The following is a 25,079-nucleotide window of genomic DNA, read 5'->3' as shown; positions in this document are numbered from 1 at the left end:
CTGCCGTCGTCGTGCGACGGACCATTCCTTCACGCGGCCGCCGTGCGCTCGCGCGCAGGGCAGCGTTTCGAGCGGCTCAGATCAGGCGGTGGGAGGAGCGCGCGGCTGGAAGGCGGTGTCGACGACGACAGCCGCGACAGTGGCGGTGATCGCATCGGGCAGACGGAATGCGACCGCTTCAGGAGGCGTCAGAACTGGCGCCGGTGACAGCAGGATCGACTGCGCCATCGCCGTGGCGGCGCAGATGGCACAGCCATCCGGCGACGGCTGTTGATCGGGATCTTGGTCAGCGGGAGAGGGACCAGTGTGCCGCTCGGCGATGGAGATGCCGCCGCCGTCCCGGGCTTGTCCGGCGAGCCAATGCACATGGCCGAAGGCGAGCGCGAATTGCAGCACCAGCGCCAGCAGCGCGAGCCGCGAGACATCCTTGATGTTCGCGCGAAACCAGCTCATCGCCAGCTCTGGCTCATATGAATAGGCCACCCCGTTCGGCTGAGAGGCTCAGCCTTTGTTACAATATAACATCGCAAGGGAGCTTCACAGCTGTCAATCAGTGCACTGCAACGGTGGTCGGAATCCCCGTCGCTGTGCCCTTCGCGCCACGTGGCGCGCCGCGGTGGTGCGTGCTTGTGTCTTCGTGTCAGCGTCCCTCGCGCACCCAGGTCGCGGCGAGCGCGCCGAGCAGCAGCAAGAGGCCGATCACGCCGGCGAACATCGGCAGCACGCCGACGCCCTTGACCACGCTGGCATCGCGCATGCGCACGCCCATCCAGCCGTCGCCGCTGAACAAGGTCGATGACCTCACCGGGACGATGCGCGGCATGTCGATGCCCGAGCCGTCGCCGATGCGGCGGGCATCGCCGCCCGTCGCCTGTGCCAGCGGCTTCAGGGTTTCGGTGGTCGAGGTGACCTCGGAGAATTCCTTGGGATTGGTCGGGCCGACATTGATCAGCGCCTTCAAGGTGCCGTCGGTCGCCTGCCACAGGCCGAGCTCGTTGGCGGGAAGGGTCGCGCGCCATTCGCCGGGATCGCCCTGGCTCAGAGTGAGCTCACGCGTCTGGCCCGACGGCGAGGTCACGGTCACCGGCGGGACGCTGTCGCCCATCGTCTGCCGGATGACGGCGAGATCCTTGCCTTGAATCTGCAGCCGCAGCGCTTCCTCGTCGAGATCCGGCTGCTGCATCAGCCAGTGCGACATGCGCCGGAGCAGGTCGAGATGCGGTCCGCCGCCCTCGTAGCCGCGTGCCCACAGCCAGATGTGGTCGGACAGCAGCAGCGCGACGCGGCCGGCGCCGAAGCGCGACAGCAGCAGCAGCGGCTTGCCGTCGGCGCCGGTCATGACCGGCGGACTGACCGCATTGCGCGTCTCCACGGTGCGGAAGAAGCGGCTCCAGCGCGGCGGCTCGGAGCCCGAGCCTTCGAGGCCGCGCGTCACCGGATGGCGTTTGCCGGCGTCGGACAGATGCGCATAGAACGGCTTCTCGGTGACGCCGACCGGCTCGGCGGGCAGCACCGAGTCGAGCGGTGTGCGCCAGATGCTGGTGTTGGAGGCGTAGTCCGGGCCGGCCGAGACCAGCACCGCGCCGCCATTCCTGACATAGCGCGCGATGTTGTCGAAATAGGCGATCGGCAACACGCCCTGGCGGGCATAGCGGTCGAAGATGATCAGCTGGAATTCGTTGATCTTCTGCTGGAACAGCTCACGGGTCGGAAACGCGATCAGCGACAGCTCGTTGATCGGGGTGCCGTCCTGCTTCTCCGGCGGCCGCAGGATCGTGAAGTGGACGAGATCGATGCTGGCGTCCGACTTCAACAGGTTGCGCCAGGTCCGCTCGCCCGAATGCGGCTCGCCCGACACCAGGAGCACGCGCAGCTTGTCGCGGACGCCATCGATCGAGACCACCGCGCGGTTGTTGACGAGGGTCAGCTCGTTGTCGAGCGGCGAGGCCTCGATCTCGACGATGTTCTGGCCTTCGTGCTTGACGTCGACGTCGACATTGGCGGCCTGGCCGCTGGTCAAGGTGCGCTCGCTGATGACCTCGCCGTCGCGGCGGATCACGACCTTCGCGCTGGCGCCGCTGACGCCCTGGTCGTCGAGCCGGAAGGTGATGGTCTGCGGCTGGCCGACGATGCCGAAGCGCGGCGCGGCGGTGATCGCAATGCGGCGGTCGCGCTCGGCCTTCTGGCCCGTGATCAGGGCCTGCAGCGGAGCCTGGAAGCCGAGTGCGGCCACGTTGCCGGGAATGTCGTGAACGCGGCCGTCGGTGATCATGAAGGCGCCCGCGACCCGATCGACGGGGACGTCCGACAGCGCCGAGGTCAGCGCGCTGAACAGATGCGTGCCGTCGGTCTCGCCGTCGGCCTGGCCGGCATCGACGACGCGGACCTCGAGACCCTTGATCTTCTTCAAGCTGTCGACCAGCGACTCCTGGGCCGCCTGGGTCTGCTTGTTGCGGTCACCGAAATTCTGGCTCGGGCTCTTGTCGACCACGACGGCGGCGACCGAGCTCAGCGGCTCGCGGTCCTCGCGCGTGAACTGCGGATTGGCCAGCGCGAGTGCGATCAAGGCCAGCGCGGTGACGCGGATCCAGGCCGAACGCGAGCGGCCGAGCAACAGGAGCGCGGCGATGACGACGATCGCGCCGATCGCAAGCCACAGCACGATCGGCGGAACCAGAGGTGTGAACGCGATGCCGTAGTTCATGAGGCAAACTCGCAGTTGTCGTCATGCCCGGGCTCGTGCCGGGCATCCACGTCGCGCAGCCAGCGTCGCTGCTCGTGGATTGCCGGGTCAAGCCCGGCCATGACAACCATTGTTGTTGCGATATCGAGGCCGACGACGCGCATTGTCACTGCCCGAGCCGTTCGATCAGCGCGGGCGCGTGCACCTGGTCGGCCTTGTAGTTGCCGGTCAGCGTGTACATCACGATGTTGACGCCGGCGCGGAAGGCGAATTCGCGCTGCCGTGGCTCGCCCGGAACCATCGGCAGCATGGCCTGGCCGTCGGGGCGGATGGCCCAGGCGCCGGCGAGATCGTTGGAGGTGATGATGATCGGTGAGACACCGTCGCCGCCACGCGCCGGACGGGAGGCGCTGTCCTCGTCCTCATCTTTCGGCAGCGCCTCGACCCAGGTCTGGCCCGCGGTGAAGCGGCCGGGGAAGTCGCGCAGCAGGTAGAACGTCTTGGTCAGCACGTGCTCGCGCGGCACCGGCTCGAGCTCGGGCACATCGAGCGACGACAGGATCTCGCGCAGCGACTGCATGCCCGGGGTCTGCTGCGCGCCGTTCTCGCCCGGAGGAGCCTCGACGGCGTCGCGGGTATCGAAGATCACCGTGCCGCCCTGCTTCATGTAGGCGTCGATCTTGTTGATCGCGTCCTGCGGCGGCTTCGGCACGCCCGGCACGATCGGCCAGTAGATCAGCGGGAAGAAGGCAAGCTCGTCATGCGCGGGATCGACGCCGACGGGATCGCCGGCTTCAAGCGCGGTCCGCTGCGCCAGGAACAAGGTCAGCCCGGTCAGCCCGGCCTTGACGATGGAATCGACGTCGGCATTGCCGGTCACGACATAGGCAAGCCGCGTCTGTGACACTGCGCGCATCGCGAAATCATCGCTGGCGGCGTCGGCGCGTGCGGGCGCCGGCATCGCGACCGCGAGCAGGGCGCCGGTTGCCAGCACCGCAAGCGCGATGGCCGCGGGGGCCGCACGCCGTCGTCTTGCCAACGCGGCCAGCACGCCGCCGAGCAGGGCGACAATGACGGCGTCGATCAGGAACAGCAGCAGTGCGGTCGACAGCAGGATGCCCCGGAGATCGCGCGGCTCGGCGGTGGTGTAGCTGGCGCGGTTGGCGCGCAGCGCTGCCGTGTCGAGCTGCAGAATGCGATCGGCGGGGCTGAGCGTGTTCACTGCGGTAGGTCCCTCGGCTGGGCCATAGAATCCGGGCGGATGATCCAGCGAAGCCCGGTCGTTGAAATCAGCCGGTAGCGGCTTGGCGGTCGAAGGCGGCGGTCCGAAGGCGCCGAAGCCGTCGAGGATGTGCAGCGGCGCCAGCGTGGCCTTGGCGGTCTCACCCGCGGGACCAGGGCCCGGCGTCGAGGTGTAGCCGGACATGTCGACGATGCGGCGGAGCATCTCGACCATGGCGCCGGACATCGGCAGATCGGACCAGCGCATGTCGGCGCTGACGTGGAACAGCGCGATCAGGCCTTTGCCGCGATGCTCACCGGTGACGAGCGGCGTGCCGTCCTCAAGAGACGCCCAGCTCTTGGTCGCCAGCACGGCGTCGGGCTCGGCGAGAACCTGGCGGTTGACGGTGACGTCCTTCGGGACAGTGATGCCGGCGAACGGGCCGTCGGCGGCGAACGCGGCCAGGTGCTGCGGCTTCTCCCAGGTCAGGCTGCCGCCCAGGGTGCGGCCGCCGCGGCGCAGCTTCACCGGCACGAGGTCGTCGTCGCCCTGCGCCAGGCGCGGGCCGGCGAAGCGCACCAACACGCCGCCATTCTCGATCCAGCCGTTGAGACGGTCGCGCAGCTCCGGCGACAGCGTGCCGACGTCGGCCATCACGATCATCGGCACCTTCTGGTCGAGGAACTGCGTGATGACCTGCTGCGGGGCGCCGCGATCGCCGAGCCTGAGATCGGCGAACGGCGACAGCGCGCGGGTGAGATAGAAGGTCGGTGCGAGCAGCGGCTGCGCGGTGTCGCTGGTTGCGCCGGAGACGATGCCGACGGCGCGGCGGCGCCAGCGCTTGTCGAGCAACTGCACGGCGCCGGCCGAGCGCTCGCCCGCAATCTCGAGCCGGGTGATGTCGTTGCGCAGCTCGACCGGCAGGTCGAAGCTCGCCTCGGCGTCGTGCGCGCCGGCGGCAAAGCTGAACTGTGCCTCGCCGAGCGGCGAGCCCTTGGCATCGAGCGCCCGCACGATGCCGCCCGGAACGGAGAGATCCGCCCGCAGCACCTTCACCGTCATCTTGGCGGCCGCGTTCTCGGCGCCAGCGAGCGCCAGCGGCGAGGGCGTGCCGCCTTCGAACACGGTCAGGCTGCGGTCGCCGATCGTCTTGGCGAGACCCCCCACGAACTCGCTGCCGCGGCCGGGATCGACACCGTCGGAGAACCACATGATCTCGGCATCGCCGGTCGCTTTCAGGAAGCGATCGAGCTGCGGCAGCGCGTCGGCGCGCTCGGTCGTGTAGGCCTTGGGCGCGATCTGGCGCAGCGCGACGCGCGCAGCACCGGCCGGCATCAAGGTGAGGTCACGCGCGGGCTCCGACAGCGGCAGCAGCGCGACGCCGCGGCGGTCGGCATCGGCGTTGGCGATGATCTCGTCGGCGGCCCTGATGCGCGTGTCCCAGCTTGCGGCCGCGCTCCAACTGTCGTCGAGCAGCAGCACCAGCGGCGCCTTGCTGCCGACGGCTTCGGTGCGCGGATTCCAGATCGGGCCGGCTGCGGCGAAGATCACCAGCGCCGCCGCCACCAGCCGCAGCAGGGTGAGCCACCAGGGCGAGCGCGACGGCGTCTCTTCCTTGGGCGTGATGTCGAACAACAGCCGGGTCGGCGGAAACTCGATGCGGCGCGGCCGCGGCGGCATCACCCGCAGCAGCCACCACAGCACCGGCAGGCTGACGAGACCGGTCAGCAGCAGCGGTTCGGCGAACGACAGCGGCAGGCCCATCATGCGCCGAGCCCTCCGGGGCCAGCGCCCACTTTGACGCCGCCGCGCGCGCTACCTTTGGCCGTGGTCATGCCGGCATGCAGGAACAGCAGCAGCTCGGCGGCCGAGCGGCTGGTGGTGTGGGTTGTGAACAGCCAGTCGAGCCTGCCGGTCTCGGCGCGGATCTGGTCGCGATGCAGCGCCACGCGAGCGACGTAGTCCTGCGCCCAGCTCTCGGCGCGGCCGGCCGTGATCACCTCGCCGCCTTCCGGCTCGACGAACTCGACGCGGCCCGAATAGGGGAAGGTCTCCTCGGCGGGATCCACCACCTGCACCATCGTGCCGTGTGCACCGGACGCGGACAGGCCCGCCAGCATGGTGCTGATCTCGGAGATCGGCGACCAGAAATCCGACAGCACGACGATCTCGGCGAGCGCCGAGGGGACGAAGGACGGCGGCAGGCTCGGCCTGATCGTCTCATCATGCAGCATCGCCTGCGCAATGCGGTCGATCACGTTGCGGCTCCCGGTCGGATTGATCAGGCCGGGAATGCCGACGCGTTCGCCGCCGGCCACCAGCAGCTCGGCCAGGGCAAAGGTCACGATCAGCGCGCGCTCGAGCTTGCTGTCGCGCGCGCCCTTCGACGCGAAGGCCATCGACGGCGAGCGGTCCGGCCAGATCCACACCGTGTGCGCGGCCTCCCATTCCTGCTCGCGGACATAGAGATGGTCATCGCGCGCGGAGCGGCGCCAGTCGACGCGCTGCGACGGCTCACCGGAGACGAAGCGTCGGTACTGCCAGAAGCTTTCGCCGGAGCCGGCGCGGCGCCTTCCATGCAGGCCATGAATGACGTTGGCGGCAATCTGCCGGGCTTCCAGCACCAGCCGCGGGAGCGACGATGCCAGCGTCCGGCTTTCGCCATCGGCACGCCGTATCGCGAGAATCTCCTTGTCGGCGTGCCCTGTCGCTGCGGCCATCAGCCAATCCGGCTCTTCAATTGCCGGATCACGTCCGGAATGGTGCGTCCCTCGGCGCGCGCCGGGAAGGTCAGCGCCATGCGGTGCTTGAGCACGGGCTCGGCGAGATCGAGCACGTCGTCGATCGAGGGCGCGAGCCGGCCGTCGAGCAGCGCGCGGGCGCGCACCGCGAGCATCAGCGACTGGCTGGCGCGGGGACCGGGGCCCCAGGCGATCAGCTTGCCGGCCTCTCCGGCCTCGGGACCGGGACGCGCCGAGCGCACCAGCGACAGGATCGCCTCGACCACGGAATCGCCGACCGGCAGCCGCCGCACCAGGCGCTGGGCCGCGATCAACGCATCGGCCGTCATCGCGCCCTTGGCGGCACTCTCCTCGGCGCCGGTGGTCTCGAACAGGATGCGGCGCTCGGCATCTCGATCGGGATAGTCGACGTCGATCTCCATCAGGAAGCGGTCGAGCTGAGCCTCGGGAAGCGGATAGGTTCCTTCCTGCTCCAGCGGATTCTGGGTCGCGAGCACATGGAAGGGCTTCGGCAGGTCATGGCGGGCGCCTGCAACCGTGATGTGCTGCTCCTGCATGGCTTGCAGCAGCGCCGACTGCGTGCGCGGGCTGGCGCGGTTGATCTCGTCGGCCATCAGGAGTTGCGCAAACACCGGGCCGGCGATGAAGCGGAACGAGCGCTTGCCGCCGGCGCTTTCGTCCAGCACCTCAGCGCCCAGAATGTCCGACGGCATCAGGTCCGGCGTGAACTGGATGCGCTTCGCATCGAGGCCGAGCGTCACGCCCAAGGTCTCGACCAGCTTGGTCTTGGCGAGGCCGGGGACGCCGATCAGCAGCGCGTGGCCGCCGGACAGGATGGTCACCAGCGTGTTTTCCACCACGCGGTCCTGGCCGAAGATGACGCCGGAGATCGCATCCTTTGCCGCTCGGATCTGGCCGGAGACCTGTTCGGCCGACCGGACAATCGCATCCTCGAGCTTCTCGGCACTCTCAGCCATTTCCGTCGCTCCTTCTGCCCCGCATCTTGAACTTTCGGACGGACGTTCCGCTCCAGTTTGCCGGGAAGCGGATGCCAACCTATGCGAAGGCGCTGTATTCGTTGAGTTAAACTATCCCCATATTATCGGCATTACGGGGTATTGACGGCATCACGTTATGGCGACCTTACATGACCTGCAGGGCCGCCAGGAACTTTTGCACAGACGACGGCGATGGAATCTTGCACCAATCGTGCCAAGGTGGACGCAAACTCAAGGCAAACCATGGCGAAGCAAGGGCAGACCACCGACAACGGACTCGATCGGCTGACGTCGGCGGCAACGCAGGCTGGCACATCCGCAAAGGGACTGCCGCCGGTGCATTTGTGGAATCCGCCATTCTGCGGCGATCTCGACATGCGAATCGCCGGTGATGGTAGCTGGTACTACATGGGCACGCCAATCGGGCGGCCGGCGCTGGTGCGGCTGTTCTCAACGATCCTCAAGCGCGAGGGTGACCGCTATTTTCTGGTCACGCCGGTGGAGAAGGTCGGCATCCGCGTCGATGATGCCCCCTTCACGGCCGTAGAAATGCGGACGGAGAGCGATGCGCGCGGGCCGCTGCTGCATTTCCGCACCAATGTCGACGACTGGGTCGCGTGCGATGCCGAGCACCGGCTGCGCTTCGAGCCCGGCGAGAGCGGCGGCCTGACGCCCTATCTGCATGTGCGAGCCGATCTCTGGGCCAAGGTGACGCGGGCGCTGTACTACGAGCTTGTTGACATGGGTGAGGAGCGGATGATCGATGGTCGTGTGATGTTCGGCGTGGGGTCGGGCGGCGCGTTCTTCCCCATGGCCGACGCAGAAGAGGTGAGGGCGGCGCTTTGAACCAGCCCATGGTGAGGAACAGGACCGCTGAACTCAGTTCGGCCGATTTCTTCGCGCGGGGCCGCGCGCGGCTGCGCTTCGACGTTCCGCAGGCCCTGCTGGATCCGGACGTCATTCCGGCCAGTGGAGATTCCGGCACCGACCGCATGCTCGAGATCATCTCCCGCGAGCAGCCGATCCGCCCCGCGGCGGTGTTGATCCCGGTGGTCGACCACCCCGAGCCGACCGTTCTCCTGACCCAGCGCTCGCCGAACCTCTCGAGCCATGCCGGACAGATCGCCTTTCCCGGCGGCAAGATCGACGTCACCGATGCCTCTCCGCTCGATGCCGCTCTGCGCGAAGCCGAAGAGGAGATCGGGCTCGACCGCAGCTTCGTCGACCCGATCGGCTATCTCGACGTCTACGGCACCGCCTTCGGCTTCCGCATCCTGCCCACGGTGGCGCGGGTGCGGCCGGGATTCACGCTCAAGATCAACGAGGGCGAGGTCGACGACGCCTTCGAGGTGCCGCTGGCCTTCCTGATGGACCCCGCCAATCACCAGCTGCATTCCAAGGAGTTTCGCGGCATGGAGCGTTCGTATTACGCGATGCCGTTCGCCGAGCGCTACATATGGGGCGCGACAGCGGGCATCCTTCGGGTGTTGTACGAGCGGATCGGTCGGCCATGATCCGTGGCGTATTGACGGAAATCGGAATTTTCCTCATTCCTTTTGCGGTTTATGTGTTGTTCTTGCTCGCGACCAAATCGGGGCTGTTGGTGCCGGCCAACTGGCCCTTTCATCTGACCACAAAATTGACGGTGGCGGCGCTGGTGCTGGTGATTGCAAGTCTGGTCCTGCTCGCCGAGTTCTCCGGCGCGCCGCCGCGTTCGACCTACGTCCCCGCTCATGTCGAGAACGGCAGGCTCGTTCCAGGGGTCGAGAAATGATCGACGCGCGGGTGCTGCACGCGCCCTGGCTCTCGTCCGGTCCCGCCGCGCGCGTGCTCGCGCTGCTCAATTGCGATGGCGAGGAAGCACGGGTGGTCGGCGGCGCCGTGCGCAATGCGCTGCTCGGCATCGCCATCGGCGACATCGACATCGCGACCACGGCGCTGCCGGCGGAGGTGCTCCGGCGTGCCAAGGCGGCGTCGATCAAGAGCGTGCCGACCGGCATCGACCACGGCACCGTGACGCTGGTGCTGGACGGCCATCCGTTCGAGATCACGACCCTGCGCGAGGACACCGAGACCTTCGGCCGCAAGGCCAAGGTCGAGTTCGGCCGCGACTGGGTCGGCGACGCGCACCGGCGCGACTTCACCATCAATGCGCTCTCCGTCGGGCCCGATGGCGTGGTGCATGATCACGTCGGCGGCCTCGCCGACATCGCCCAGCGCCGCGTGCGCTTCATCGGCGACCCCGCCCAGCGCATCGCCGAGGACTATCTGCGCATCCTGCGCTTCTTCCGCATCCATTCGGCGTTCGGTCACGGCGCCCCCGATTGCGAGGGCTATCTGGCCTGCATCGCCGGCCGTGCCGGGCTCGCCACGCTGTCAGCCGAGCGCGTGCGCATGGAGATGCTGAAGCTGCTCGTCACCGACGGCGCTGTCGGCGCGGTCACGGCGATGGCGGATGGCGGGTTGCTGACGGCGATCCTCGGCGGCGTCGCCTATCTCGGTCCGTTCGCCGCGATGATCGGCATCGAGCGCGAGCTGGAGCTTTCGCCGAGCCCGGTCCGCCGTCTCGCGGCGCTCGCGGTCGCCGTGACCGAGGATGCGCGCCGTCTCGGCGTCAGGCTGAAGCTCTCCAACGCCGAGACCAAGGCGCTCGACGGCATGGGCCATCGCTGGTGGCGGTTCGCTTCCGCCGACGAGGCGCGAGTCCGGCGTCTGCTGTATCGTCTCGGCGAGACCGTCTATCGCGACCGCCTGATGCTCGGCTGGGCGCGGGCGCGCGATCGCGACGACCGGCGCTGGCGCGAGCGTGCGCTGTTGCCGCAGCGCTTCACGCCGCCGAAATTGCCGTTGAAGGCGGCCGATTTCATCGCGCGCGGGGTTGCGGAGGGGCCGCTTCTCGGTCATGTGCTTACCCTCGCAGAGGATGCCTGGTTAGCCGCGGACTTCCCGCTCGACGAGGCATCGCTGAATGCGATCGCCGATCAGGCGGCGGCGCGTGTCAACCGCGACGGACGTTCATGAATTTTCTGGCAGGTTTTGCCGACATCTCGCTGCTGCAACTCCTGCTCGTCGCTGCCGTCGCTCTGTTCGCTTCCATCATCGGTGGTCTTGCCGGCTACGGCACCGGCGCTCTCATGCCGCTCGTGCTGGTGCCGATGGTCGGGGCCGAGCCGGTCGTGCCGATCATCGCGATCTCGGCGATCCTCACCAATCTCAGCCGTGTCGTCGCCTATATCAGCCATGCCGACCGTACGCGCGCCGGAATCGTCATCGCGGCAGCCGCGCTCACGACCGCGCTCGGCGCCTACGGCTACACGCGACTGACCAATGCCGGCGCGGCGTTCGTGATCGGCACGATGCTCATCATGAGCGTTCCGCTGCGGCGGATCCTGCGCAAGCGCGAGGTCAGGATCGGCAATGGCGGGCTTGCTGCCGGAGCGGTCGGCTATGGCGTGCTGGTCGGCGGCACCTCCGGCTCCGGCGTGATCCTGCTGTCGCTGCTGATGGCCGCCGGACTCGAAGGCGCCGCGGTCATCGCCACCGACGCGATGATCTCGGTGGCGACGGGCGTCATCAAGATCTCGGTGTTTGGTTTGGCCGGCGTGGTCACCGTGCAGGTCCTGGCGTTCGCACTGCTGATCGGCGCGGTCGCGGTGCCCGGCGCGTTCCTCGCCAAGGCCTTCGTCGCCCGCATGCCGGTGCACATCCACGCCGCCATCCTCGACGCCGCCGTCATCACCGGCGGCGGCGTGATGATCGCATCAGCGCTGCGGCATCTGCTGCCGGCGGCGTAGCCTTCCGGCGTCAAGCCACCTGCTGGTCCGTGTCCCGATCGGATGGCGTGATGGTGCCGATCTCGGCGCGTGCCACGATGGCATCGAGCGCGGCGACGGCGCGGGTGGTCACCTCGTCGAGCGGCGGCACCATGCCGCCGGAGGCGAGCTCGACCCGGTTGCGGCCCTTGTGCTTGGCGCGGTACAGCGCGCCGTCGGCGACGCGCAGGATCTCCGTCAGATCGAGGCCGGCCTCGGGATAGGCGGCGACGCCGACCGAGATCGTCACCCGCGGCAGCATGCCCACGCCATAGCTGATGTTGAGCGCCTCGACGCGGGCGCGCAGCTCCTCCGCGCGCATCGACGCGCTGCTCGACCTCGTCGAGAGCCGCCTGATCAAATGGCGTCCCAACGTTGCCGAGCGCCTGGCCTGAGGCACGACGCGGCCATCCACGAAAGGCCGAAGCGCCGGTCCTGACGGGCCGGCGCTTCTGTCATGTCAGCCTGATGTGGCCGCGGCCTGCATCAGCCCCACTTCATCTCGCCCTTCGCCACCTTGGCGCCGATGTCGAGGGCCACGCCCATGCCGAGGCCGGGGAACTTCGCCTCCATTGCGGCCTTCAGGGCTGCGGCGTCCTTGGCCTTGGCGAGCTCCTCCTCGAACGCGATGAGATAGGACTTGGTGTGCCGAACACCCGACAGGTCGGTGGCGGCGTCCGCCACGGCATGGCCGGCGACCACCACCGTCGGAGCGCGTGCAGCGATCTTGTCGAGGGTCGCGATCCAGGCTGCGCGCTGCTCCTTGCTCTGGGTGTCGGCCGTCCAGACATGGACACCCGAGAAGATCATGACGCCGCCGAATACGGCTGCGAGCGAGGGCACCCAGAGATAGCGCCGATTGGCCAGCCCCTCGGCGGCGACGATCTCGATCGTCTCGCCATCGACCGACAGCGACGGGCCATCGAACGGTTCGGGCAGAACGATGTCGGCCATCGTCTGCGGGCCGTTCTCCTTCAGCTGCGGGCCCCAGACGGCGAGCTTCTTCTCGACATTGCCCTTGATCGCCTCGATGGTCGCCGTGGCGGCGATCACCTTCACGCCGGGAAAGGCCTCGCGGATCGGCTTGAGGCTGAAGTAGTAGTCCGGGTCCGACTGGCTGATGTAGATGGCCGTCAGCGTCTTGCCGCTCGCCTTGATTGCGGCCGCCACCGCGCGGCCGTCCGGATAGTTGAAGCCGCCGTCGATCAGCAGTGCTTCGGTGGGGCCCCTCAGCAGCACGGGCGCGCGGAAGAAGCCGTTCGGACCGGCGGGAAAGTGTGTCCAGACCAGCTTGCTGCCAGCGGCACGGCCGCTGTCCGATGCACCGAGAATGGCTGCGGCGGTCCCTGCAATCGCTGTCGTCATGATCTGTCTCCGTGTCGGCATGTCAGTCTCTTTCTTGGAGTGATAAAACGATGAGGCCGGGCAGCAGGCGGCGCTCCGGCCGTGTGCGACGGCTGGGTGGATTGTGCCAGGCATCGAGTACGGAGCGGCTCAGGCTGCTCCGAGTTGTGCGAGCAGGCCGTCGAGCGGTTCGTACAAAGCGTTGCCCGGCAGCGGCCTCTGCCGCTCGCCGTCACCCGCCAGCAGGGCCGGGACACCGGACAAGCCGTAGCGTCGCATCAAGCTATGCGCGGTCTGGAGCCGGCGGCCATAGGCCTCGACCAGCGCGTGATCCCGGGCCAGCATCCGCTCGGCGGCGCTCGCAAGGCCCAGCGCTCGAAGGACTTCGCCGACGCCCGCGACGCTCACGATGTCCTGCCCGTGTACGTAGCGCGCAAGCTGCAGCTCCTTGAGGACCGTGAGCTCACGGCCGGGGTCGGTGACGTGGACCGCCGTCAGGCCGAGCGATGCGGCTGTCGAATCGAAGGCGCCGCCCGCGCCGAGAATGCGGGTGCGGTACGCGTCGGTGAAACGCTGGCCGGTCTGCTTGGCGATGCGCTGGTCGTTGCTCCAGGCATATTCGGAGAATTGCGCATCCATCCTGCCGGCGCCACGGCCGGCGAACAGGCCAGTGGGCAGCAGCTCGAGCGTGATGGCGTCGTGGGCGGCGAGCGTCTCGACCGCCGGGCCGGCGCCGTAGCACCATCCGCAGAGCGGGTCGAACAGATAGGTCAGTCGCATTTCCGGAACCCTGTCTTGGAGCGGCATGGCGCCGAGATAGCGGGTTCTCGTTTGTTCATAAATACAGCATAATGAGACAGACTGTATGCTGTTAATGGACAATAGAAGGAGCCGCCGGCATGGAGGCGATCAATCTCAACCGCCTCGTCTATTTCGCGGCCGTGGTGGACGCAGCGTCCTTTACCCGCGCGGCCGATCGGCTCGGGATCACCAAAGCCGTGGTCAGCCAGCAGGTCGCCCAGCTCGAGCGCGAGCTCAGGACCGACCTGCTGGTGCGGACCACGCGCAGGGTCGAGCCGACGGAAGCCGGTCGCCTGCTGCATGCCCGCTGTGCTGCCATCCTGCGCGAGGCCGAGAGCGCATTGGCCGAGCTGGCGCAGAGCAACGCCGAGCCGATGGGACTGTTGCGCATCGCCGCGCCGAACGACTACGGCACCTGCACGCTCGCCGCGATCGCAACCGAGTTCTCGCGGACCTATCCGGCCTGCCGGGTCGAGCTGATCCTCGCCGACAGCAAGATCGATCTCGTCGCCAGCCAGATCGATCTCTCGATCCGCGTGGGATGGCTCGACGATTCCACCCTGCAGACCCGCCGGGTCGGCAGCTTCCGGCAGCAGCTGGTGGCCGCGCCGAACGTGGTCAGGCGCGTCGCGCATCCGCGCGACCTCGCCGCGTTGCCGTTCATTGCGAATGCCGCGCTGAGGGAGCCGCTCACCTGGCAGTTCATGAAAGGCGACGTCGAGCGCGAGAGCGTCGAGATGAGCCAGACGCTTACCATCAACACCACGCCGGCGGTGCTCGCCGCGACGCTGGCCGGCGGCGGCCTGGCGGTGCTGCCCGATTTCCTGATCAGGGACGATCTCGCGGCCGGCCGCCTCGTGGCCATCCTGCCGTCCTGGACACTGCCGTCCGGAGGCATCCACGCCGTGTTCCCAGCGGCGCGCTTTCGCCCGCCGAAGGTGACGGCCTTCGTGGCGATGCTGATGGAGGCGCACAAGCGCGCAGTCGCCGGAGGTCCGCGGCGCGCGAAGTGACGCCGGCGCCGCGCGGGCCTAGCCCGCCGGCACCAGCTCGGTCAGCGAGCGGATGATGCGGTCGGGCTTGACGTCGGTGCCTTCCGGCAGGCCGTCGCCATGGACGTCGATCCAGATCGAATAGATGCCGAGCCGCTGCGGCGCGACGATCTCCCATTCGAGATTGTCGCCGATCATCCAGGTGTCTTCCGGGCCGACGCCGAGCCGCTCCATCGCGTGCCAATAGGCGCGCTCCTCGGGCTTGCCGAAGCCGTGCTCGCCCTCGATCTGGATGTGGTCGAAGCGGTGCGCCAGCGCGAAGCGCTCGATCTTGGCGCGCTGCTGGCCGGCCTCGCCGTTGGTGACGAGCGCCAGCCTGACGCCGCGCGCCTTGAATGCGTCGATCGCCTCATGCGCCCCGGGGAAGACGAACATCTGCTCGTCGCGATAGCCGGTGAAGCGATCGGCGATGCGGATCGCGAGCTCGGTCGGTAGAGCAGGACCGTGGCCGGCGAGCGCCGCGAAGCCGTCCTTCACCACCTCCTGCCGCGCCTGGATCAGCTTCATCCGCCATTCGGCGCCGGCGACCGACCAGAAGCTGCGTGCCGAGGCCAGGATCGCGGCGGCCACCGCCTGCGGCGTATGCGGCGCGAGTTCGTCGGCAAACTCGGTGGCGACGATATTCCAGGCGATCTCGGGACGGCCATAGGCCGACAGGATGGTGTCGTCCATGTCGATCAGCATGGCGCGGGGCAGGGCGGCGGTCATGATCAATCTACGCGGTTCAACAAATCGAGTTTCAGGGCCATTTCACCTCGGGCGGCATCGAGGACAGAATGCTGTCGACATTGCCGCCGGTTTTAAGCCCAAATGTGGTGCCGCGGTCGTAAAGCAGGTTGAATTCGACGTAGCGGCCGCGGCGGATGAGCTGCTCCTCGCGGTCGGCGGCGGTCCAGGGGCTGCTGAAATTGCTCCGGACAAGCTCGGGATAGACCTTCAGGAAGGCGCGGCCAACATCCTGGGTGAAGGCGAGGTCGGCCTCCCAGTCGCCGGAATCGTGATGGTCGTAGAAGATGCCGCCGATGCCGCGCGGCTCCTTGCGGTGCGGCAGATAGAAGTACTCGTCGCACCAGCGCTTGTACTTGTCGTACGAGGCCACCGCGGCATGCGCGTCGCAGGCGCCTTTCATCGCGGCGTGGAAGGCCAGCGTATCCGCGTCCTCCTGGGTGCGGCGGCGGTCCAGCACCGGCGTCAGGTCGGCGCCGCCGCCGAACCAGGCTTTCGTCGTGACGACGAAGCGCGTGTTCATGTGCACCGCCGGCACGTGCGGCGACCACAGATGCGCGATCAGCGAGATGCCCGAGGCCCAGAACCGCGGGTCTTCGGAGGCGCCGGGAATCTGGCTGCGGAATTCCGGGGCGAACTCGCCATGCACGGTCGAGCAGTGCACGCCGACCTTCTCGAACAGCCGGCCGTGCATCATGCTCATGACGCCGCCGCCGCCCGGGCCGCCGGCATGGTCGGTGCGCTCCCACGGCGTTCGGACGAACCGGCTCGGTGTGCGCGGATAAAGGTCAGCCGGCGCCTCGTCCTCGAGCCGCTCGAACGCCGCGCAGATCTGGTCGCGCAGGCTCTCGAACCAGGCGCGGGCGCGGGCCTTGCGATCCTCGATGGCGGCGGTGGTCATGGACGTTCCCCTGGCACATTGGCGCTCACCCTGCCGTCAAGCGTCCATGACAGCCGGAGGTGACAGCGCTGTTGTCGCTACGGTTCGGGCCTACCACAATCGATCAGCCCTGCGGACCGAAATAGGTGCAGGTCTCGCGGCAGCTGTCGCGGTGGACGCTGACCTTGGTGACATGGCCGATCGAGCGGACGCGCTCATAGATGAAGCGCGACAGGTTCTCGAGCGTCGGCAGCCCGATCGCCTCGATCTTGTTCAGGAACTTGTGGTCGAGCATGGCCTGGATCTCGCTCAGCCGCTGCGTCAGCACGCCGAAATCCACCACCATGCCGGTCTCGGGATGGGTCGCATCGCCGCGCACCGTCACCTCGGCGCGGAAGGAGTGGCCATGGATCTCCTGGCTGGCTTCGCCGAGCGTCGTGATCGGCAGCGTATGCGCGGCCTCGAAGGTGAACGACTTGGTCAATTCCCACATCGTGTCAGTCACAATCCCTACCTGATGCCGATCATCTTGTGCGTCTGCAGACTGAGCCGCCATTCCGGATGATGCTGGCAGTAATCAATGGCGCGCGCCGTGTTCGCGGCCGCTTCGGGCCCGTCCATCGGCTGCAGCGAGAAGCGCTCGAAGGCAAGCCCCGCGAACGTCTCCGGCTCGGCCCCGTGTTGCGGGTAGACCAGCTTCAGCTCGTGGCCCTGCCGCAGCTTCAGCTCGGCGCCGGCCTTCGGGCTGACGCAGATCCAGTCGATCCCGTCGGGCGGAATGAGCGTGCCGTTGGTTTCGACCCCGACCGCGAAGCCGCGGGCGTGGAGCGCCTCGATCAGGTCGGCATCGACCTGCAGCAGCGGCTCCCCGCCGGTGAGGATCGTATAGCGGTCGGCGGCCCCGCCTGTCCATTGCCCGCCGATGGCCTCGGCCAGCGCTGCGGCGGTCTCATAACGGCCGCCCAGCGTGCCGTCGGTGCCGACGAAGTCGGTGTCACAGAACCGGCACGTCGCGGTTGCGCGATCGGCCTCGCGGCCGCTCCACAGGTTGCAGCCGGCGAAGCGGCAGAACACGGCAGCGCGGCCCGCCTGGGCGCCTTCGCCCTGCAGGGTCATGAAGATTTCCTTCACCGCGTAGCTCACCCTCCGGCTCCTTGTGCGGATTGCAATTGGACGAATTGTCCGGTCTGGCGCAGCGCCTCGCCGGCGGCCATCGCCGCGGCCATCGCCACGTTCAGCGAGCGCAGCCCCGGCTGCAGCGGAATCCGCAGCCGCGCATCGGCGACCGCCGCCACGCCGTCCGGCACGCCGGCGCTCTCGCGCCCGAGCAGCAGGATGTCGTCCGCGCCGTAGCTGAAGTCGAGATAGCAGGTCGCGGCCCTGGTCGTCAGCAGCAGCAGGCGATGGCCCTCTGCGGACCGCCAGGCCTCGAACGCGCTCCAGGAATCGTGCCGCCGCCAATTCAGTTGGTCCAGATAGTCCATGCCGGCGCGGCGGAACTGCCGGTCAGACACAGGAAAGCCCGCCGGTTCGATGATGTGGGCCGCGAGCCCGAGGCAGGCGCACAGGCGCAGAATCGTTCCGGTGTTCTGCGGAATGTCGGGCTGATAGAGCGCGATCTGCATGCGAATTGGTCTTAGGACTGAGGCGGAAAGTCCGCTTCCGAAGCGGGAATTGGTGCATGGCGTGCTGCAGGGCCGATAGCGGGCTTGCGCTCGTATCGCAAGGGTGCCAATAGAACGATTCTGGACGGCTTGTTCCCCAGGGGCGGTGGAGCGAGCCGTTTTCTGCCGCCGCGGGGGACGCGGGCGCCGGCAGGATCTCCCGGTCACGTGATCTCCAAGGTCGAGATCGTAAGACGTCGAGCGGGGCGGTTCCACCGGCTGCAACGAAGAAAGGGTTGGAATCGTGACAGCGTCTACTGCGGATCATCCGACACGCCGGGATTTTCTTTTCGTCGCCACGGGCGCTACCGCGGCTGTCGGTGCTGTGGCCGCCCTGTGGCCCTTCATCTCCCAGATGAATCCCGATGCCTCGACCATCGCGGCCGGTGCGCCGATCGAGGTCGATCTCGCGCCCGTCGCCGAAGGACAGGACATCAAGGTGTTCTGGCGCGGCAAGCCGATCTACATCTCCCACCGCACCAAGAAGCAGGTCGAGGAGGTTCGCGCGGTGCCGGTGTCGAGCCTGCCGGATCCGGCGACCGACCAGTCCCGCACCAAGGACGGCCACGAGCAGTGGCTGGTCGTGATCGGCATCTGCACCCATCTCGGCTGCATCCCGATCGCCCATGAAGGCAATTACGACGGCTTCTTCTGCCCGTGCCACGGCTCGCAGTACGACGCCTCCGGTCGCGTCCGCCAGGGGCCGGCGCCGCTCAATCTTCCCGTCCCGCCCTATCAGTTCGTTTCCGACACCAAGATCCAGATCGGCTGAGCAGACGTTCGTCTTGAGCTCACGCTCGATCGTGCAAGATAATTTCTTCAGGAACGCATCATGAGTGGACCTTCTGACTACCAGCCGAGCCACCCCGCCTTGAAGTGGCTCGAGCAACGACTTCCGATCATCGGCCTGGTCCACTCGTCCTTCATTGCCTACCCGACGCCGCGGAACCTGAACTATTGGTGGACGTTCGGCGCCATCCTCTCGATGATGCTCGGCATCCAGATCGTGACCGGCGTCGTCCTGGCGATGCACTACACGCCGCATGCCGACCTCGCCTTCAAGTCGGTCGAACTGATCGTCCGCGACGTGAACTACGGCTGGCTGCTGCGCAACATGCATGCCTGCGGCGCGTCGATGTTCTTCCTCGCCGTCTACATCCACATGTTCCGCGGCCTGTATTACGGGTCATACAAGGCGCCGCGCGAGGTGCTCTGGATCCTCGGCGTCATCATCTACCTCCTGATGATGGCGACGGGCTTCATGGGCTACGTGCTGCCGTGGGGCCAGATGAGCTTCTGGGGCGCGACCGTCATCACCAATTTGTTCTCGGCCGTGCCGTATTTCGGCGAGAGCATCGTGACCCTGCTGTGGGGCGGCTACTCCGTCGGTAATCCCACGCTGAACCGCTTCTTCGCGCTCCATTATTTGCTGCCGTTCCTGATCGCCGGCGTGGTCGTGCTGCACGTCTGGGCGCTTCACGTCACTGGCCAGAACAACCCGGCCGGCGTCGAGCCGAAGACCGAGAAGGACATGGTGCCGTTCACGCCCTACGCGACGATCAAGGACTTCTTCGGCGTCGCCTGCTTCCTGATCTTCTATTCCTGGTTCATCTTCTACATGCCGAACTATCTCGGCGAGGCCGACAACTACATCCCGGCCAACCCGGCGGTGACGCCGGCGCACATCGTGCCCGAATGGTACTACCTGCCATTCTACGCGATCCTGCGCTCGATCCCGAACAAGCTCGCCGGCGTGATCGCGATGTTCGCGGCCATCATCGTGCTGGTGTTCCTGCCCTGGCTCGACTCGGCCAAGACCCGCTCCAACAAGTACCGTCCGCTCGGCAAGCAGTTCTTCTGGATCTTCGTCGTCGTCTGCATCGGCCTCGGCTATCTCGGCGCGCAGCCGCCGGAGGGTGTCTATGTCGTGCTCGGCCGCATCCTGACGGTGCTGTACTTCGCCTACTTCCTGATCGTGCTGCCGCTGCTCGCGCGCATCGAGCGGCCGCGCCCGCTGCCGAACTCGATCGCTGACGACGTGCTGGCCAGGTCCGGCCGCAAGGCGGCGCCGATGGTCTCGACCGTGATCGCGCTGGTCGCCGCGGTGTCGCTGCTCGCCGGCAGCATGGGCGACGCCCGTGCCAGCGAAGGCCAGGAGAACCCGCCTTCGGCGAAGTGGTCGTTTGCCGGTCCGTTCGGCACCTTCGATCGCGGCGCCGTGCAGCGCGGCCTCAAGGTCTACAAGGAAGTCTGCTCGAACTGCCATTCGCTGCAATATGTGGCGTTCCGCAATCTCGCCGAGCCCGGCGGCCCGGGCTACTCGCCGGCGCAGGCGGCCGCCTTCGCGGCCGAGTACAAGATCAAGGACGGTCCCAACGACGCCGGCGAGATGTTCGAGCGTCCGGGCCGGCCGGCCGACTACTTCCCGTCGCCGTTCCCGAACGAGCAGGCCGCACGGGCCGCCAATGGCGGTGCGGCCCCGCCGGACCTGTCGCTGATGGCCAAGGCGCGCTCCTACAAGCGCGGCTTCCCCTGGTTCCTGATCGACTTCTTCACCCAGTTCCAGGAGCAGGGCCCGAACTACATCAACGCGCTGCTGCAGGGCTATGAAGAAACCCCGCCGCACGGCGTCACCATTCCGGACGGCTCGTACTACAACAAGTACTTCCCCGGGCATGCGATCAAGATGCCGCCGCCGCTGTCCGACGGCCAGGTGACGTTCGACGACGGCTCGCCGGCCACCGTGAAGCAGTATGCCCACGACGTCGCGACCTTCCTGATGTGGACCGCCGAGCCGCACATGGAAGCGCGCAAGCGCCTCGGCTATCAGGTGTTCATCTTCCTGATCATCTTCGCCGGCCTGATGTACTTCACCAAGAAGCGGGTCTGGGCCGCCGCGCATTGAGCGGTGATCGGAAACGTCTGATGAAAACGAAAAGCCCCTCCGGGGGCTTTTTTGTTGTCCCTGTGTTAGTTGGGCTCGGGCCAGGGGAGGCCTTGTCCGCGGCGCAGCCGGGAAAACGGAGTTCGCCCATGCCGTCACTTCTCGCCTTCGCCGGCGCCGCCGTGCTGGAGATCGGCGGCTGCTTCGCGTTCTGGGCTTGGCTGCGGCTCGGGCAGTCGCCGCTATGGCTGTTGCCCGGCATGGTCGCGCTCGCCGGCTTCGCGACGCTTCTCACCGTGGCCGACAGCCCGCTCGCCGGCCGCGCCTACGCCGCCTATGGCGGCATCTATATCACCGCGGCGCTGCTATGGGGCTGGCTGGTCGAGGGCCATCGCCCCGATCCGTGGGACGCCGCCGGCGCCCTGATCTGCCTCGCCGGCATGGCCGTGATCCTGTTCGCGCCGCGCGCGATGCCGGTCTAGCGCCCGTAGCCCGGATGAGCGCAGCGACATCCTGGATCGCAACAGTGCCGGCGAGGACCCCGGATGTCGCTGCGCTCATCCGGGCTACGAATCCTCTCACGTTGCAGCGAACCCGATCGCCTCCCGTCGCGCCGGACGCGCATTTGCGGTAAACCCCGCTCCTCAGCTTCCAACAAAACCTGTGGAGGAACACATGGGCACACTGATCAGCTTCAAGCGCCCCGATGGCCAGGAGGCCAAGGGCTATCTCGCCAAGGCCGCGCAGGCCGATGCGCCGGGCGTCGTCGTCATCCAGGAATGGTGGGGCCTGCAGGACCAGATCAAGGGGATGTGCGATCGTTTCGCGCTCGCCGGCTTCAACGCGCTGGCGCCCGATCTGTACAAGGGCACGGTGGTGCCCTATCACGATACGGATGCGGCGGGCCGGGAGATGAACTCGCTCGACTTCATGGACGCGACCACGCAGACCGTGCGCGGGGCCGCGCAATATCTGGCGCGCAACGGCGCCAAGGTCGGCCTCACCGGCTTCTGCCTCGGCGGCGCGGTGACGATCATCGGCGCGACCAAGATCGACGAGCTCGCCGCCGGCGTCGTGTTCTACGGCATTCCGCCTGAGCAGGCGGCGAAGCCGGCCGACGTCAAGATCCCGCTGCAGGCCCACTTTGCCAACAAGGATGATTGGTGCACGCCGGCGCTGGTGGACGGCTTCGAGAAGGCGATGAAGGCCGCCGGCAAGTCGCTCGAGCTCTATCGCTACGATGCCGAGCATGCCTTCGTGAACGAGCAGCGCATGACCGTGCACGATCGCAGGGCCGCCGAGCTCGCCTGGGGCCGCGCCACGGCGTTTTTCCACAAGCACCTCGGCTGAGCTGAGGGCCGGCGCGTCGGTTCCAAACCGCGCCGTGCGGACTCAAACCGCGCGGGCGGCCTTGGTTTCGGCCGAGGGCGCTTCGGCCTCACCAAGAGTCGGAGCGTCGTCTGAAGGAGCCAAGGGGTCGGCGCTGGTCACTGCGTCGGCGGAGCGCCGTCGACGCTTCGTCCGCTTTGCCTGCGCTTCGAGGAAGCAATCGAGCAGCGTCGGCTGCTTCGGGAGCGCATGCGACACTGAGGGCTGTTTGCCGCGGGCCATGTTAACCAAGGTAATTCAATATGGTTAACCAATCATTGCCATACTATTGCAGATTGACAACAGTGTTGCCCTCGCGCACAGGCAAGTTATGTAACTTTTTTGGGTTGCGACAATCGTTGGTCGATACCCGAGGCGGCGTGCACGCGCGCAACATGAGGTTGTGAGGCACCACACAGCCGCCGGCTGCAGCTTTTCGTCGCTTGGCGCCGTCACGTTGCCGCGAATCACCGGGATTCTGCGGAGATCTGAGCATTGATCATGTTCGAAGCGCGCCGCGTCGTTCGATGTTCGAATTCGCTGCGTCTCGCCGCCGGTTGCATCGCCGAAACAATCTGAGGTAGCGTTCTCCGGTCCCTCTGCTGATGGAGAAAGCCGTGCGAGTGGCCTTTGCGCTGGCCGGGCTGGGCGGCTTGAACGCCCATGGCGCCGGCTTCCTCGACACTGCCCGCGCCTGGGGCGTGACGCCGGATCTCGTCACCGCGACGTCCGGCCAGATCCTGGTGCTGTCGGCGTGGCTTCAGGGTCTCGATCTGCGCAACGAGCTGATGTCCTCCGACCGCCACCGGGATCCGGCGTCGCAGTTGCGCACGGTGATGTTCGGCTATCCCGGGGTGTTTCGTCCCGCCTATGCCGAGGCGCTGGCGCGCTTCGTCTCCTGGCCGGATTGGCGTGACGGCCCGTTCAACGCCCTCGCCGACCGGCTGTGGCCAGCGCAGCAATATGTCCCGGTGCGGAGCGAGGCCGACTTCGCGCACGCGGCGGAGACGCTCAACGCCACGTCGGTCGGCGTCGTGTTCAACACCTATGATCCCGAGACCGGCACCGGCTATCTCTACGGCAACGAGGCGGCGCGGGCGCTGCTGCCGGCGGAGAAGTCGGTTCCCAACGCCCATGCTGTCAAGGCGCGGCAATCGGCGGCCAAGCGCGACCTGCGCTACGCCTCCGAGGTGCTGGCCGAGCGCGCCATCCGCCCGATCACGCCGGAGGCGGTCAAGGCCGCGCTTTGGCTGTCGCTCTATGGCTTCACCAAGCTGCCGCAGGGACAGATGGACGGTGCCTATCACCGTGCCAGCATCATTTCCGAGCTGCACGGTTTCGACCGCGTCTTCGCCGTCCGCCCGCTCGCCCAGGGGTGGCAGGGCCAGGCGCCCGCCAACTGGTTCGAGGTGCAGGACTGGACCACCGAGATGTGGTTCTCGGTCGGCTACAAGGCCGAGGTCGACGCGCTCAAGCGCATCAACGATCTGATCGCGAGCGGCGTGATCACCGATCCGAAATACAAGACCGTGGAGCTGGTCGAGATCCAGCCGGAGACGCCGGCCGGCTACTTCAACTACTTCGTCGAGCGCGGCGAGGTGTATGAGAACGCGGTGGTGGCGACGGAGATGAAGTTCGCCGAGCTGGGGCTGGTGAAGCCGGGGACGTGAGCGGTCGGCATTCATCACGGCCGCCGCCGCCCAATGCGGTAGCGGCCGTGATGACCGTGGTCAGCCTGCGGTGATGGCCCCCACGAGCGCGTCGTTGGTCATCGGCCTGCCGTCGAGATTCCAGGTGCCGTCGACGGCGTGGACGCCGTTGGACCAGATCCGGTCCCTGGCAAGCGCCCCGCCGGAGAGGTCATGCAGAATGTCGGTGGCTTCGCCGAAGAACGCCGTCTGGACCTCGTGACTGGCGAGCGCGAATGACGGCGTCTTGGTTTCGATCCAGGCGCCATCGACCGGCGTGCCGCCGGCGAAGGTATGGCCCTTCGGCAGGATGTTCAGATGGGCCGTGACGTTCGCCCCCATGATCCTGTTGCCCGCCAGACCATGGTGTCTCAGGAACGATTCCGTGATCCGCGCAACGGCGATCGGCGCCTGGTCGGCAGCGATGACGCCTTCGGTGAGTGTGAGACTGATCGGCATGACTCCTCCTGTGCTCGCCCTAGGGCGGTTGTCCCGGGGAACGGCGGTCATTATATAACGACCGTGATCCACAAATAGAATAACGATCGTTATCAGTCAAGCATGAAATAACGATCGCTATGGAAGGCGCCAGATGCGGTACCACGCCGAGCATAAGCAGGAAGCAAAGACGAAGTTGTTGGAGGCCGCGGGGCGCGGCTTTCGCCGGCTTGGCTATGGCGGCATCGGCGTCGACGGCCTCGCCAAGGAAGCCGGGGTCACGTCCGGCGCGTTCTACGGTCACTTCAAGTCGAAGGACGCCGCGTTCGAAGCCGCCGCGTTGGCCGGGCTGGACGATCTCAGGACGGGCATTGCGAGTCTTCAGCAGCAGATGGGAGCGCGCTGGGCCGAGGCGTTCATCGCATTCTATCTCGGAGAACGTCTCCATTGCATCCTGGACTCGAGCTGCGGACTGCAGAGCCTGACGCCGGACGTGACGCGCGCCAGCGAGGAAACGAAGGCCGCCTATGGCACCGCGCTCGAAAGGGTCGCGCAGCAGATCGCAAAGGGGTTGCAGGGGAGCACCGATGAAGCTCGGCTGCAAAAGGCCTGGTCGCTGATGGCGATCCTCTCGGGAGGGGTGACGATGGCGCGCAGCGTCGGCTCACGCGAAGCCCGCGATGCCATCGCCGCCCACCTCAAACAAGCCGCGCTGGCGCTGCTGTAGAGCCGCTGCCGCGCGAGCGCTCGGCTTCGCAAGTTGTGAGTTGCCGCTCGC

27 protein-coding genes are annotated in these 25,079 nt (G+C 67.3%); 12 read left to right on the top strand and 15 right to left on the bottom strand.

Features of this window, described 5'->3' with window-relative positions:
- Positions 1–81: 81 nt before the first annotated feature.
- The 6 genes from QW861_RS20060 to QW861_RS20035 form a co-directional block, all read right to left on the bottom strand.
- Entirely contained in the window at positions 82–453 is a 372-nt protein-coding gene (locus QW861_RS20060; RefSeq protein WP_316193431.1) for a DUF2946 family protein, read from the bottom strand.
- Positions 454–640: 187 nt separating this feature from the next.
- On the bottom strand, positions 641–2,704 hold the full coding sequence (locus QW861_RS20055; protein ID WP_316193430.1) for a hypothetical protein: 2,064 nt from the start codon (positions 2,702–2,704) through the stop codon (positions 641–643).
- Positions 2,701–2,847 carry a hypothetical protein gene (locus QW861_RS20050; RefSeq protein WP_315750390.1) on the bottom strand — a complete coding sequence of 49 codons (147 nt, stop codon included), beginning with the start codon at positions 2,845–2,847 and terminating at the stop codon, positions 2,701–2,703. The genes QW861_RS20055 and QW861_RS20050 overlap by 4 nt, the downstream gene beginning before the upstream one ends.
- Before the next feature lie 2 nt (positions 2,848–2,849).
- Positions 2,850–5,672 (bottom strand): DUF4159 domain-containing protein, encoded by a 2,823-nt coding sequence (locus QW861_RS20045; RefSeq protein ID WP_316193429.1) that lies wholly within the window; start codon positions 5,670–5,672, stop codon positions 2,850–2,852.
- Positions 5,669–6,625 carry a DUF58 domain-containing protein gene (locus QW861_RS20040; protein WP_316167439.1) on the bottom strand — a complete coding sequence of 319 codons (957 nt, stop codon included), beginning with the start codon at positions 6,623–6,625 and terminating at the stop codon, positions 5,669–5,671. The genes QW861_RS20045 and QW861_RS20040 overlap by 4 nt, the downstream gene beginning before the upstream one ends.
- Positions 6,625–7,623, bottom strand: a complete 999-nt coding sequence (locus tag QW861_RS20035) for a MoxR family ATPase (RefSeq protein WP_315717298.1) — start codon at positions 7,621–7,623, stop codon at positions 6,625–6,627. Before QW861_RS20035 ends, QW861_RS20040 begins: the two co-directional genes overlap by 1 nt.
- Positions 7,624–7,887: 264 nt before the next feature.
- On the opposite strand from QW861_RS20035, the gene QW861_RS20030 reads away from it, so the two are divergent.
- The 5 genes from QW861_RS20030 to QW861_RS20010 are packed head-to-tail and all read left to right on the top strand — an operon-like array spanning position 7,888 to position 11,438.
- On the top strand, positions 7,888–8,490 hold the full coding sequence (locus QW861_RS20030) for a DUF1285 domain-containing protein (RefSeq protein ID WP_315757019.1): 603 nt from the start codon (positions 7,888–7,890) through the stop codon (positions 8,488–8,490).
- Positions 8,491–8,498: 8 nt separating this feature from the next.
- Positions 8,499–9,158 carry a CoA pyrophosphatase gene (locus QW861_RS20025; protein WP_409977949.1) on the top strand — a complete coding sequence of 220 codons (660 nt, stop codon included), beginning with the start codon at positions 8,499–8,501 and terminating at the stop codon, positions 9,156–9,158.
- Positions 9,155–9,418: a DUF6111 family protein gene (locus QW861_RS20020; protein WP_315717295.1), complete on the top strand. Its 264-nt coding sequence runs from the start codon at positions 9,155–9,157 to the stop codon at positions 9,416–9,418. The genes QW861_RS20025 and QW861_RS20020 overlap by 4 nt, the downstream gene beginning before the upstream one ends.
- Positions 9,415–10,665: a CCA tRNA nucleotidyltransferase gene (locus QW861_RS20015; RefSeq protein WP_315826989.1), complete on the top strand. Its 1,251-nt coding sequence runs from the start codon at positions 9,415–9,417 to the stop codon at positions 10,663–10,665. Before QW861_RS20020 ends, QW861_RS20015 begins: the two co-directional genes overlap by 4 nt.
- Entirely contained in the window at positions 10,662–11,438 is a 777-nt protein-coding gene (locus tag QW861_RS20010) for a TSUP family transporter (protein ID WP_316167442.1), read from the top strand. The genes QW861_RS20015 and QW861_RS20010 overlap by 4 nt, the downstream gene beginning before the upstream one ends.
- 10 nt (positions 11,439–11,448) lie before the next feature.
- On the opposite strand, the gene QW861_RS20005 is transcribed toward QW861_RS20010, so the two are convergent.
- The 3 genes from QW861_RS20005 to QW861_RS19995 form a co-directional block, all read right to left on the bottom strand.
- A complete protein-coding gene (locus tag QW861_RS20005; RefSeq protein ID WP_316193428.1) occupies positions 11,449–11,856 on the bottom strand; it encodes a diguanylate cyclase in 408 nt (135 codons plus the stop codon).
- An 86-nt stretch (positions 11,857–11,942) separates the two neighbouring features.
- Positions 11,943–12,842, bottom strand: a complete 900-nt coding sequence (locus QW861_RS20000; RefSeq protein WP_315717291.1) for an MBL fold metallo-hydrolase — start codon at positions 12,840–12,842, stop codon at positions 11,943–11,945.
- Between the two features lie 108 nt (positions 12,843–12,950).
- Positions 12,951–13,580 carry a DsbA family protein gene (locus QW861_RS19995; protein WP_315717290.1) on the bottom strand — a complete coding sequence of 210 codons (630 nt, stop codon included), beginning with the start codon at positions 13,578–13,580 and terminating at the stop codon, positions 12,951–12,953.
- 119 nt (positions 13,581–13,699) lie between these two features.
- Between QW861_RS19995 and QW861_RS19990 the strand changes: the two genes are divergently transcribed.
- The gene (locus QW861_RS19990; protein ID WP_315750399.1) at positions 13,700–14,614 is read left to right on the top strand and encodes a LysR family transcriptional regulator; all 915 of its coding nucleotides are present in this window, start codon (positions 13,700–13,702) and stop codon (positions 14,612–14,614) included.
- A gap of 18 nt (positions 14,615–14,632) precedes the next feature.
- Here the strand turns inward: QW861_RS19990 and QW861_RS19985 are convergent, their stop codons facing one another.
- The 5 genes from QW861_RS19985 to QW861_RS19965 form a co-directional block, all read right to left on the bottom strand.
- Complete coding sequence (locus tag QW861_RS19985; protein WP_315750400.1) at positions 14,633–15,361, bottom strand: HAD family hydrolase; 729 nt, start codon at positions 15,359–15,361, stop codon at positions 14,633–14,635.
- A gap of 31 nt (positions 15,362–15,392) precedes the next feature.
- Positions 15,393–16,280, bottom strand: coding sequence for an oxygen-dependent coproporphyrinogen oxidase (gene hemF, locus QW861_RS19980; protein ID WP_315717287.1), 888 nt, complete (start codon positions 16,278–16,280; stop codon positions 15,393–15,395).
- 103 nt (positions 16,281–16,383) lie between these two features.
- A complete protein-coding gene (locus QW861_RS19975; RefSeq protein WP_315750453.1) occupies positions 16,384–16,752 on the bottom strand; it encodes a 6-carboxytetrahydropterin synthase in 369 nt (122 codons plus the stop codon).
- A gap of 17 nt (positions 16,753–16,769) precedes the next feature.
- Positions 16,770–17,402 (bottom strand): 7-carboxy-7-deazaguanine synthase, encoded by a 633-nt coding sequence (queE, locus tag QW861_RS19970; RefSeq protein ID WP_316193427.1) that lies wholly within the window; start codon positions 17,400–17,402, stop codon positions 16,770–16,772.
- On the bottom strand, positions 17,399–17,884 hold the full coding sequence (locus tag QW861_RS19965) for a tRNA (cytidine(34)-2'-O)-methyltransferase (protein WP_316183790.1): 486 nt from the start codon (positions 17,882–17,884) through the stop codon (positions 17,399–17,401). The genes queE and QW861_RS19965 overlap by 4 nt, the downstream gene beginning before the upstream one ends.
- 280 nt (positions 17,885–18,164) lie before the next feature.
- Here QW861_RS19965 and petA point away from each other — a divergent pair, with 280 nt between their 5' ends.
- From petA to QW861_RS19940, 5 genes are all read left to right on the top strand, one after another.
- Positions 18,165–18,695: a ubiquinol-cytochrome c reductase iron-sulfur subunit gene (gene petA, locus QW861_RS19960; RefSeq protein WP_315717369.1), complete on the top strand. Its 531-nt coding sequence runs from the start codon at positions 18,165–18,167 to the stop codon at positions 18,693–18,695.
- A gap of 60 nt (positions 18,696–18,755) precedes the next feature.
- A complete protein-coding gene (locus tag QW861_RS19955) occupies positions 18,756–20,828 on the top strand; it encodes a cytochrome c1 (RefSeq protein ID WP_315717284.1) in 2,073 nt (690 codons plus the stop codon).
- Between the two features lie 128 nt (positions 20,829–20,956).
- Positions 20,957–21,289, top strand: coding sequence for a YnfA family protein (locus tag QW861_RS19950; protein WP_316193426.1), 333 nt, complete (start codon positions 20,957–20,959; stop codon positions 21,287–21,289).
- Between the two features lie 193 nt (positions 21,290–21,482).
- Positions 21,483–22,157 (top strand): dienelactone hydrolase family protein, encoded by a 675-nt coding sequence (locus QW861_RS19945; RefSeq protein ID WP_315717281.1) that lies wholly within the window; start codon positions 21,483–21,485, stop codon positions 22,155–22,157.
- 635 nt (positions 22,158–22,792) lie between these two features.
- A complete protein-coding gene (locus QW861_RS19940) occupies positions 22,793–23,845 on the top strand; it encodes a hypothetical protein (protein WP_316167452.1) in 1,053 nt (350 codons plus the stop codon).
- Positions 23,846–23,905: 60 nt separating this feature from the next.
- Here the strand turns inward: QW861_RS19940 and QW861_RS19935 are convergent, their stop codons facing one another.
- Positions 23,906–24,322 (bottom strand): 4-oxalocrotonate tautomerase, encoded by a 417-nt coding sequence (locus tag QW861_RS19935; RefSeq protein ID WP_315717279.1) that lies wholly within the window; start codon positions 24,320–24,322, stop codon positions 23,906–23,908.
- A gap of 133 nt (positions 24,323–24,455) precedes the next feature.
- Here QW861_RS19935 and QW861_RS19930 point away from each other — a divergent pair, with 133 nt between their 5' ends.
- Complete coding sequence (locus tag QW861_RS19930) at positions 24,456–25,028, top strand: TetR/AcrR family transcriptional regulator (RefSeq protein WP_315717278.1); 573 nt, start codon at positions 24,456–24,458, stop codon at positions 25,026–25,028.
- Positions 25,029–25,079 lie beyond the last annotated feature (51 nt).

It is taken from the genome of Bradyrhizobium sp. SZCCHNRI1029 (assembly GCF_032487555.1).
Classification (GTDB): Bacteria; Pseudomonadota; Alphaproteobacteria; order Rhizobiales; family Xanthobacteraceae; genus Bradyrhizobium.
Note: the sequence above shows the minus strand (reverse complement) of the source record. Positions and strands in the feature narration are given on the sequence as shown.

What these genes read in the sequence shown, in the direction of transcription:
- QW861_RS20060 (WP_316193431.1), bottom strand. Translation starts at nt 453, where the DNA reads ATGAGCTGGTTTCGCGCGAACATCAAGGATGTCTCGCGGCTCGCGCTG.
- QW861_RS20055 (WP_316193430.1), bottom strand. Translation starts at nt 2,704, where the DNA reads ATGAACTACGGCATCGCGTTCACACCTCTGGTTCCGCCGATCGTGCTG.
- QW861_RS20050 (WP_315750390.1), bottom strand. Translation starts at nt 2,847, where the DNA reads ATGCGCGTCGTCGGCCTCGATATCGCAACAACAATGGTTGTCATGGCC.
- QW861_RS20045 (WP_316193429.1), bottom strand. Translation starts at nt 5,672, where the DNA reads ATGATGGGCCTGCCGCTGTCGTTCGCCGAACCGCTGCTGCTGACCGGT.
- QW861_RS20040 (WP_316167439.1), bottom strand. Translation starts at nt 6,625, where the DNA reads ATGGCCGCAGCGACAGGGCACGCCGACAAGGAGATTCTCGCGATACGG.
- QW861_RS20035 (WP_315717298.1), bottom strand. Translation starts at nt 7,623, where the DNA reads ATGGCTGAGAGTGCCGAGAAGCTCGAGGATGCGATTGTCCGGTCGGCC.
- QW861_RS20030 (WP_315757019.1), top strand. Translation starts at nt 7,888, where the DNA reads ATGGCGAAGCAAGGGCAGACCACCGACAACGGACTCGATCGGCTGACG.
- QW861_RS20025 (WP_409977949.1), top strand. Translation starts at nt 8,499, where the DNA reads ATGGTGAGGAACAGGACCGCTGAACTCAGTTCGGCCGATTTCTTCGCG.
- QW861_RS20020 (WP_315717295.1), top strand. Translation starts at nt 9,155, where the DNA reads ATGATCCGTGGCGTATTGACGGAAATCGGAATTTTCCTCATTCCTTTT.
- QW861_RS20015 (WP_315826989.1), top strand. Translation starts at nt 9,415, where the DNA reads ATGATCGACGCGCGGGTGCTGCACGCGCCCTGGCTCTCGTCCGGTCCC.
- QW861_RS20010 (WP_316167442.1), top strand. Translation starts at nt 10,662, where the DNA reads ATGAATTTTCTGGCAGGTTTTGCCGACATCTCGCTGCTGCAACTCCTG.
- QW861_RS20000 (WP_315717291.1), bottom strand. Translation starts at nt 12,842, where the DNA reads ATGCCGACACGGAGACAGATCATGACGACAGCGATTGCAGGGACCGCC.
- QW861_RS19995 (WP_315717290.1), bottom strand. Translation starts at nt 13,580, where the DNA reads ATGCGACTGACCTATCTGTTCGACCCGCTCTGCGGATGGTGCTACGGC.
- QW861_RS19990 (WP_315750399.1), top strand. Translation starts at nt 13,700, where the DNA reads ATGGAGGCGATCAATCTCAACCGCCTCGTCTATTTCGCGGCCGTGGTG.
- QW861_RS19985 (WP_315750400.1), bottom strand. Translation starts at nt 15,361, where the DNA reads ATGACCGCCGCCCTGCCCCGCGCCATGCTGATCGACATGGACGACACC.
- hemF (WP_315717287.1), bottom strand. Translation starts at nt 16,280, where the DNA reads ATGACCACCGCCGCCATCGAGGATCGCAAGGCCCGCGCCCGCGCCTGG.
- QW861_RS19975 (WP_315750453.1), bottom strand. Translation starts at nt 16,752, where the DNA reads ATGTGGGAATTGACCAAGTCGTTCACCTTCGAGGCCGCGCATACGCTG.
- QW861_RS19965 (WP_316183790.1), bottom strand. Translation starts at nt 17,884, where the DNA reads ATGCAGATCGCGCTCTATCAGCCCGACATTCCGCAGAACACCGGAACG.
- QW861_RS19955 (WP_315717284.1), top strand. Translation starts at nt 18,756, where the DNA reads ATGAGTGGACCTTCTGACTACCAGCCGAGCCACCCCGCCTTGAAGTGG.
- QW861_RS19950 (WP_316193426.1), top strand. Translation starts at nt 20,957, where the DNA reads ATGCCGTCACTTCTCGCCTTCGCCGGCGCCGCCGTGCTGGAGATCGGC.
- QW861_RS19945 (WP_315717281.1), top strand. Translation starts at nt 21,483, where the DNA reads ATGGGCACACTGATCAGCTTCAAGCGCCCCGATGGCCAGGAGGCCAAG.
- QW861_RS19935 (WP_315717279.1), bottom strand. Translation starts at nt 24,322, where the DNA reads ATGCCGATCAGTCTCACACTCACCGAAGGCGTCATCGCTGCCGACCAG.
- QW861_RS19930 (WP_315717278.1), top strand. Translation starts at nt 24,456, where the DNA reads ATGCGGTACCACGCCGAGCATAAGCAGGAAGCAAAGACGAAGTTGTTG.